General features: G+C 56.8%; 7 protein-coding genes and 1 pseudogene. 6 read left to right on the forward strand and 2 right to left on the reverse strand.

What is annotated here, in order from left to right:
• Window positions 1-165: 165 nt before the first annotated feature.
• Window positions 166-360, forward strand: a pseudogene (locus JGU71_RS30495) (TetR/AcrR family transcriptional regulator); the annotation flags it as partial.
• 165 nt (window positions 361-525) lie between these two features.
• Here JGU71_RS30495 and JGU71_RS30500 read toward each other — a convergent pair.
• Window positions 526-981: a hypothetical protein gene (locus tag JGU71_RS30500; protein WP_307829993.1), complete on the reverse strand. Its 456-nt coding sequence runs from the start codon at window positions 979-981 to the stop codon at window positions 526-528.
• Window positions 982-1,277: 296 nt separating this feature from the next.
• Window positions 1,278-1,661, reverse strand: coding sequence for a DUF4873 domain-containing protein (locus tag JGU71_RS29350; RefSeq protein ID WP_307828332.1), 384 nt, complete (start codon window positions 1,659-1,661; stop codon window positions 1,278-1,280).
• A 203-nt stretch (window positions 1,662-1,864) separates the two neighbouring features.
• On the opposite strand from JGU71_RS29350, the gene JGU71_RS29355 reads away from it, so the two are divergent.
• From JGU71_RS29355 to JGU71_RS29375, 5 genes are all read left to right on the forward strand, one after another.
• On the forward strand, window positions 1,865-2,836 hold the full coding sequence (locus JGU71_RS29355; protein ID WP_199683268.1) for an AurF N-oxygenase family protein: 972 nt from the start codon (window positions 1,865-1,867) through the stop codon (window positions 2,834-2,836).
• Window positions 2,837-2,943: 107 nt separating this feature from the next.
• Window positions 2,944-4,521 carry a flavin-containing monooxygenase gene (locus tag JGU71_RS29360; protein WP_199708684.1) on the forward strand — a complete coding sequence of 526 codons (1,578 nt, stop codon included), beginning with the start codon at window positions 2,944-2,946 and terminating at the stop codon, window positions 4,519-4,521.
• Entirely contained in the window at window positions 4,518-5,378 is an 861-nt protein-coding gene (locus JGU71_RS29365; protein ID WP_199682972.1) for an SDR family NAD(P)-dependent oxidoreductase, read from the forward strand. Before JGU71_RS29360 ends, JGU71_RS29365 begins: the two co-directional genes overlap by 4 nt.
• A 61-nt stretch (window positions 5,379-5,439) precedes the next feature.
• Window positions 5,440-6,480 (forward strand): ferredoxin--NADP reductase, encoded by a 1,041-nt coding sequence (locus JGU71_RS29370; protein ID WP_233530274.1) that lies wholly within the window; start codon window positions 5,440-5,442, stop codon window positions 6,478-6,480.
• A 150-nt stretch (window positions 6,481-6,630) separates the two neighbouring features.
• Entirely contained in the window at window positions 6,631-7,365 is a 735-nt protein-coding gene (locus tag JGU71_RS29375) for a TetR/AcrR family transcriptional regulator (RefSeq protein ID WP_307829992.1), read from the forward strand.
• The last annotated feature ends 409 nt before the right edge of the window (window positions 7,366-7,774 follow it).

Here is a 7,774-nt window from a genome sequence, read left to right on the forward strand (position 1 = left end):
TCTGTCGAAGTCCATGGCGAGTTACAACGGACGGCCAGAACGAGACTGATGTGACGAGTGAAGGCTCTACAAGGGAATCGGTGCGTTACCTCATCGAGCAACAGGTCCCCGTAGACTCGACGTTGTGGGCACTTGCAGACTAGAAAACGAATTGACGGTATCGTTATGCGGCCGCTGAAGTCGGCGGATGGTGACTATGTGGACCCGCGAACCGCGCGGTCACGGGCCCGACTCATCGAAGCGGCAACGTCGTTGCTTTCTTCGGGGGGAGTCGGGGCGGTGACCATAGAAGCGGTGACAGCGCTGTCGCGGGTTGCGCGTACGACGCTTTACCGGCAGTTTGGGAGCAGCACCCACCTCCTCGCCGCCGCCTTCGAGCATCTCCTACCGCCGGTGGTATCGCCCCCCGTGGGAGGCGATCTTCGAGCTCGACTCGTCGAAATAGTGTGTCGGTCGGCTGAGTTGATCGATGCTGCGCCAGTACAGCTCACTGTTCTCTGTTGGGTGGGACTCGGCCCCGCTCAGCTAGACAGCGGTCACCCGGTCGGAGTCAAAGGAGACAACCTGGTCGGCGTCGACAGCGACGCCGTGGAGTCGCTGCGGGCCCAAGTAGTCCATCGATATCGACAGCCCTTCGAGGATTTGCTCGATAGCCCCCAAGCGAGGCGGCAACTTGGTGACTTCGACACGACCTTGGCCATAACGCAACTCGTGGGTCCCCTGGTTTTTGCACGACTCGCCGGTCTGCATTCGTTGGGGCCGAGCCAACTCACTCAGATTGTCGACGATTTTCTTGCGGCCAGAAAGGCTGGTGCCGAGATCAGCGACAGCGGTCGCCCTTTGGTCCGAGGTCGCGTAGCTCTGGCCAAGGTCGAAGATCGTTCGGAAGGCCAGGCCTGACCACTCAATCAGCGCTAGCGGAACCGATGATGAGACCCGTCGCCGCACGAAGCGATCACCGCTGGCGTTGCCTGGCAGCACGCGAGTTGCACTTGCACGGATCGTTTGCTTCCCAGATTACCCAATTCTGGATGCGCTGGTGCCCTACGCAATCGCGAGTACGGCCGTATTGGACCGACGATCGGAACCTTGATCAGGTCCACACCTAATCGAGCACGTCATCCTTCATCAGTCTGATCTTGCCTGCTGCGGATGTTCTCTTGACGATGTGCAGTCGCTGACTGCGTTTCGCTACTGCCCATAGCGCTAGTCCGGTCGGGCAATCTCCGCCATCGCAGACGGCGTCTCACCTGCGGTTGCACTGACACCTGGGTCGGTCATTCCACCGACGCGCGCCGATGAAAAGGCGGTCGACCGGTTCCTTCCAGCCTGTAGCGACCCCAAAAGTCGAGGTCCCCAACTGTTGCAACCGACTCTCCTTCAGGCGTTTTCAACCTGGCCTTGGCGCGTCTCCCCCGCAGAACCTCGCAGAGCTGAGGGGCTGGCCGGGTGCGGCCGTACCAGCGATAGAGACCATCGATCGGCTGGAAAACGCCGCGCAGCTCGATCTCGACGTCGAAATCGCAACCGTCGATCGTCAGTCTGCCGGGTCCTATGTAGTCCGAGCGTTCGTGTGAATCAGCCATATGTGCTGTCTTCCTTAGGGTTTCGGATTGCTTCTTGCGGTCAGCCGACACCTTCGCATCCACTCCCGCCCTCATGAGAGTGTGGTCCTCTCGGAAGCAACATCGGGACTTGACAACCGACGCGCTTACGCACAAAGGTATAGCATACTCCGAGTAACGGCTACTGCCTCGTTGGTCAAACTCGCTGGAAGGCAAACGCGTCTGCGAGACGACCAACGCCCGCCACACAGGCGGATGCGGATACCGGAAGCACTCGAACTCTGCAAAGGATGGCGAAGATGACAAGTCAAAAAGTTGCAATGAACAACGACAGCACCTCCGGCGATCGCTCGGTGCGGGTAGTCGGGAGGAGGCCGGTAGACATCCAGAAGTCCGCTGGCCGGCTACTGAGATCGTCTGCGGAGAAGTCTTACGATGCTGAAGTCGACATCGACTGGGACAGTCCGTGGGTGCCAGACAAGAAATGGCTACCCGAACACAGGACCTCGCTCTACGGTACAAAGATCTGGCAGCGACTCACTCCGGCACAGCGAGTGGAGCTAGGCAAACATGAAATCGTGAGCATACTGAGCTTCGGCATATACGCCGAGAATTTCTTGAGCTCTGCATTGCTACGCACGGCCGCCAGAGGCGACCTCACGGACGACAAATCGCTTTACGCCCTGACTGAGGTCGGCGACGAGTCGCGCCACTCGACGATGTTTGCTCGATTGATCAATAAAACTGGTATCGCGCCATACAAACTACCGATCGGGACTCTAACCTTCGCGAAGATCCTTCACTTTATTCCTCTCGGACCGTCCGTATCCGGCGCGACGTTGCTTATCGAGGAAATACTGGACCGAGGCCAGCGTGAAGCAATGAACGACGAAGAATTACAACCGCAACTCAGGCAACTCATGAAGATTCACGTACTTGAAGAAGCGCGACATATTACGTTTGCGCGGATGGAACTCGTTGACGGCATGCAAAGCCGTCGCAGAGTGACACGGGCATGGCACCGCGGAGTACTCGCCGTCATCGCAAATCTCGCATACCCGATTCTTGTCAATCCACGTGTGTACCGATCAGTCGGCATACATCCAGTGAGGGGATTCATCGCATGCCAATTCGGCCCCCACTACAGAGAGAATCTTCAGTTCATGTCGGAGCCGATGATTCGTTTCTTCTATGAAGCGGGAATGCTCGACGGAAAGATCACCGGCTGGCTTTGGAGATTGAGCAGAAGCCTTCCGGACGACTTGAAGTGACTGCTTCGCATCATATTTTCCGATGATCCCGCCGCGCGGCACCGCTCGTCGCGCGACTTCCAAGACAAATGACTCCAACGACTGCAAACTCACCCTAGAGGATACAAATGACGACACGCACAACCAGGAAGTCGAAGCCCAGTTCGGCCGGTGCCAAGATTCACCGCACAGACGTACTGATAGTCGGCAGCGGATTCTCCGGACTAGGCATGGCGATGCAGCTTCGCAAGGCTGGACTCGATGATTTTCTTATCATCGAAAAGGCATCCGACATAGGCGGAACGTGGCGCGACAATGTATACCCTGGTTGCGCCTGCGATGTGCCGTCCTACATGTACTCGTATTCGTTCGAACCCAGATCCGACTGGAGCAAAGTATGGGCGGGGCAACAAGAGATCCAGGACTATCTCACCGGTCTGGCCACGAAGTACGACTTGTACTCCCGCACGCACTTCGGCTGTGCTCTCTCCAGCGCCTATTGGGATGAGGCTGAATCGAGATGGCGTGTCACGACATCTGACGGAAGCGAGTATGTCGCACGCTTCCTAATCTCCGGAATTGGCGCTCTCCACATACCGAACATTCCCGACATCAAAGGTCAGGACACATTCAATGGGCAATCGTTTCATTCAGCACAATGGGATCACGAATGCTCGCTGGAGGGTAAGCGGGTAGCCGTGATCGGCACCGGCGCAAGTGCCATTCAATTTGTGCCCAAGATAGCGCCGCTAGTCGCCGAATTGCAGCTATATCAGCGGACACCAGCATGGGTGCTTCCGCGCAGGAACTTCTCCGTCCCGGGTTCCCTCCAAAAGATGTTCGCCCGCACACCCCTGCTGCCGAGAATCCTGCGCTCCGCGATCTACTGGTCCGCGGAATCTCTGGCGATCGGGCTCAACGGGCACTCCAACCTGATGCGGCCAATCGAATATATAGCGAGGCGGAACATCGCCCGTTCCATCGATGATCCTGCGCTACGAGAGCGTCTGACTCCCGACTATCGAATTGGCTGCAAACGAATCCTCGGATCGAACGACTACTATCCGGCTCTGAACTTGCCGTCGACAACCGTGATCACCGATGGAATCGCAGAAATCAACGAAGATCGTATCGTTTCTACGGACGGCCAGGAGCGCCAGGTCGACGTAATCATCTATGCAACCGGATTCCACGTCACCGACGGATTCGACAGCCTTAAGTTGAAAGGTTCTACCGGTCTCGAGTTGGCAGCACATTGGAATAACAGCGGAATTAACACCCATCTGGGAATTACGGCAGCCGGATTTCCGAACCTCTTCTTCCTACTCGGGCCGAATACGGGGCTGGGTCACAACTCAGTAGTTTTCATGATTGAATGCCAAATCAAATATGTGCTCCAAGCGATTCGGTTGACTTCCGAACGCCAAGCAGACGCACTCACCGTGCGACAGTCTGTTCAAAATGCCTTCAACAGCACAATCCAGCGCAAACTGGCCAACGGAGTCTGGACCAACGGCGGCTGTACAAGTTGGTACCTCGATTCGAACGGTGTCAACCGGACAGTGTGGCCCGGCTTCACCTGGCAGTACTGGTTACAGACTCGCAAGGTGTCCGAGTCCGACTTCGAATTTACCGGACGTCCAGAATCGAATACGACAAAGCGGGATACAGCAGGCGCCGACATGGCAGAAAAGGCGAAGTCATGAGGACATTTTCGAATAAAGTCGTTGCGATCACGGGAGCGGGATCAGGAATTGGGCGCGCACTCGCGCTGCAGCTTGCCGCAGAGGGCTCCCGATTGGCGTTGTCCGACGTCAACATCGACGGGGTTTCCGAAACGGCCGCGCAGTGCCAATCACTGGGCTCTCTTGCTCGAGCCTATAAGCTCGACGTCGCCGACAGAGAAGCGTTCAAGGACCATTGCTCGGCGGTAATCGAGGACTTCGGCTCCGTCAACATGTTGGTCAACAACGCCGGCGTGGCTCTGGGCGCCGACGTCCTCGACATGAATTGGGAAGACTTCGACTGGTTGATGGGAGTCAACTTCTGGGGTGTCGCGAACGGGACGAAACTGTTCCTCCCCAAACTCATCGAGTCGGGCGACGGGCACGTTGTGAATGTTTCCAGTGTATTCGGGCTGATGGCGATTCCTAGTCAAAGTGCCTATAACGCCGCCAAGTTTGCGGTCCGAGGGTTCACCGAAGCCCTTCGACAAGAAATGAAAATTGAACGCCACCCGGTTGGCGTGACATGTGTGCATCCAGGTGGCATAAAAACAAACATAGCGCGTAATGCTCGCGGCGTTGAGGCCATTGGCGACCTTGGGAAGATGGTCGAGCACTTCGACCGAATAGCCTTGACAACACCGGAGCGAGCAGCGAGCGCGATCCTGAAGGGAGTGCGTCACAATAAGCCTCGCGTGCTGATTGGACCAGACGCTCGGGGATTCGATGTGATCACTCGGGTGGTTGGGCCACGCTATCAGGATATAAATGCGCCATTGGCCCGCCTGGGCTACGCGATCGGGCGGAAGTCGGGTTTGCTGCGTAGCGAGACGCCGTAGCTTTTTCGCTCGCAGCCTGAGTTGTTGAACTATTTGTCATAAATCACGAAGGATCTGTACCTTGACTTCATTGAGCCCTGGGCTGGAACTCCGCGTTGCTGAAGTTTTCCAGGAGAGCCCACAGGCGATATCCATCGTCTTCGACGTCCCGGATTCGGGCGTCGAGCATTTCCAGTATCTACCTGGCCAGTTTCTAACGCTCCGTGTTCCGAGCGAGAGGGATGGATCTGTTGCACGTTGCTATTCGTTGTCGAGTTCTCCGCACACCGAAGATACCCTTGCGGTCACGGTTAAACGGACCGAAGGAGGATACGCCTCCAACTGGTTGTGCGACAACATCGAATCGGGAATGATTTTAGCGGTACTTCCCCCTGCCGGCCACTTCACTCCAAGGGACCTCGATCGAGACATGGTGTTGTTCGCTGCCGGCAGCGGTATCACTCCTATCATGTCCATTATCAAATCCGCACTGGCCGAGGGCTCGGGCCATATCACTCTGTTCTATGCGAATCAGGACTCCGAGAATGTGATCTTCGGTCCAGACCTAGCCCACTACGCAAAGCAATATTCGGAACGCCTCGACATTCAGAGCTGGCTCGAGAGCGAGCAAGGTTTGCCGACCGCAGATGTCGTGAAATACCTGTGTTCGGCGCACCGAAATTCTGAATTCTTCGTCTGTGGCCCTCCGCCATTCATGGATCTAGTCGTTAGATCTGCGGAAAGCGTGAACGTCACCCACGACAGAATACACCGCGAGGTTTTTCAATCGCTGCATGGTAATCCCTTCGAGGTGAAGGAACGCGCCAAATCCGCCTCGGCCGAAGACAGCGCACAAGCGATCGTCTATCTGAACGGCGAGAAGATCGAGATCGCGTGGCCAAGAGATCTCGGGCTGCTGGACGCGCTATTGAACGAGGACTACTCACCACCGTACTCATGCAAAGAGGGGAGTTGCGGCGCGTGCGTGTGCAGACTGCTGCAGGGGGATGTGGCCATGTTGGCGAACGATATCCTCGTCGCTGCCGACATCGCGGAAGGCGAGCGCCTAGCATGTCAGGCACTCCCTTTGACCGATGAGGTTACCGTCACCTTCGACATCTGACCACAACCTCGAAATCGCTTCGCTCGTGGTCGCTGTCCCTTTTCGACAACTAGCGGGGGGAGACATCCGTGCGCGCCTCCGCGAGAAATCGGAGTGTCATGTAGTCTCGGCACGATAGACGCGGGCGTAGCATCAACAGTCGGAGACGGTGTGGTCAAAAGGGTTGACGCACGTTCATCTCGTTGGGTCGATCACCGCGCGGCGGTACGTGCGGACATAGTCGAGGCGGCTTTTCGCGCTTTCGACAAGAATGGCCCAGACGCACACATGGATGACATCGCCAAAGAAGCTGGTGCTACAAAAACCAAGTTATACAGACACTTCAACGATAAGCGCGATCTGCATGATGCTGTCGCTCGCCGTGTCAAGGACTTGCTCTGGGAGGGCGTTCTTGGAAGCATCAATTTCGAGTCGGACTCTATCGACGACATTATTCACACGGCGGTTAGTCAGTACGCGCATTTGGTAGATCAGCATCCGAACGTATTTCGCTACCTGATGCGTAGCCATTTCTCCGACCGTTCTGGAGGTCCCGACCCTGCTCTGGATGACACCCAGCAACTTGCGACGCTGATCTCCGATCACTTCGCATCGGCACTGCAAAGTTCGGGAGTGAGCACCAAAGGGATCGACATGACTGTTCGTTCGATTGTCGGCGCCGGTCTCTCGGCCACCGACTGGTGGATCGAGTCTCAGTTCAGTCGCAGCCGAGCCTTGTCTTTAGACGATTTCATCGGTCAGCTCAGCGTAATTATTTGGGGTATCATCGACGCCACCAGCCGTTCGCGAAACGTCGAGTTCAGGCGCCATTTGCCCCTAGATTCGTCTAATGTTCGCGTCATAGACGAAACTCGATCCAGTGCGGAACAGCCGGTGATCAAATGATTGCATCAAATGCTTTCCCTCGGGCACCGGCAAGGTCATTAGGTTCGTTCTATGTCGAGACGGCGCCCTTAGTCGGTGCGGCGTCGTAACTATTGCCTCCGGCGTTTTCACCAGTTGCATGGTGCACCAGTTGCCTGCGGCGTTGCACCCGTGCGGTTCGTCGCGGTCCGGCACCGACGAGCACGTCTCCGCTTCCGGACCGGGCGCAGAATTGTTCTTCACAAGAGGTTTTCGGGTACGAACCGGTTACCAACGTGGCAGGTCGCAGTAGAGGTGTTGTTCGGCTTCGACCCTTTCGAAGGCTCCCCGAGGGTGGTCAACTCGCGTCACTAGCCAGGTATCGGAAGTTCGGCACGCGGTTCAGTTTCTATCTGAGTCTGCGGCGCGTTGCGCAGCCTCTCCCCCCAGG

Origin of the sequence: Antrihabitans stalagmiti (assembly GCF_016482825.1) — a bacterium.
Classification (GTDB): Bacteria; Actinomycetota; Actinomycetes; order Mycobacteriales; family Mycobacteriaceae; genus Antrihabitans; species Antrihabitans stalagmiti.

Coding starts and splice junctions, on each gene's coding strand:
- JGU71_RS29350 (WP_307828332.1), bottom strand. CDS start 1,661: ATGAGGGCGGGAGTGGATGCGAAGGTGTCGGCTGACCGCAAGAAGCAA.
- JGU71_RS29355 (WP_199683268.1), top strand. CDS start 1,865: ATGACAAGTCAAAAAGTTGCAATGAACAACGACAGCACCTCCGGCGAT.
- JGU71_RS29360 (WP_199708684.1), top strand. CDS start 2,944: ATGACGACACGCACAACCAGGAAGTCGAAGCCCAGTTCGGCCGGTGCC.
- JGU71_RS29365 (WP_199682972.1), top strand. CDS start 4,518: ATGAGGACATTTTCGAATAAAGTCGTTGCGATCACGGGAGCGGGATCA.